Source organism: Oleiphilus sp. HI0067, assembly GCF_001635735.1.
On record NZ_LWFI01000648.1, the window covers coordinates 1 to 573 of the forward strand.

The 573-nt window shown below is 41.5% G+C and carries 1 protein-coding gene; it reads right to left on the bottom strand.

The window, feature by feature from the left end:
• On the bottom strand, positions 1-422 hold a 422-nt coding region (locus A3739_RS07180), incomplete at its 3' end, for a glutathione peroxidase (protein WP_068500872.1).
• Positions 423-573 lie beyond the last annotated feature (151 nt).

Sequence of the window (573 nt, forward strand, 5' to 3'; positions counted from 1 at the left end):
CGCTTCAAGATCTCTCCCTCAGCATTGACCAAAAACTTGGTGAAGTTCCATTTAATTTTCTCAGAACCGAGCATCCCTTTAGCATTTGTTTTTAACAACGAGAATAAAGGGTGTGTGTCAGGGCCATTCACGTCGACCTTACTGAACATCGGGAATGTGACACCATAATTTAGCTCGCAAAACTCGCTAATTTGACTGTCGCTACCTGGGTCTTGGCTTAAGAACTGATTGCAAGGAAAGCCCAAGATTTCTAGACCCTGTTCTTTGTAGGTTTCGTACAACGATTCCAAACCTTTGAACTGCGGTGTAAAACCACACTTACTGGCTGTATTTACTACGAGTAATGTCTTGCCCTTGTAGTCTGATAGAGACTTGGTTTCACCTTTGATTGTGGTGACTTCAATATCGTAAATCGCACTCATTCACTGTCTTCCTGATTATGTTTTTAGATCCAATGCACCTTCAGTACGTGTACCTTATCTGATCCGATCAAACAAAGACAGCGAGGTAATACGATTAAAAGATGAATACGCGGCATCCAAGCTAAATTGCTGTAATGACAGCAAACTTACT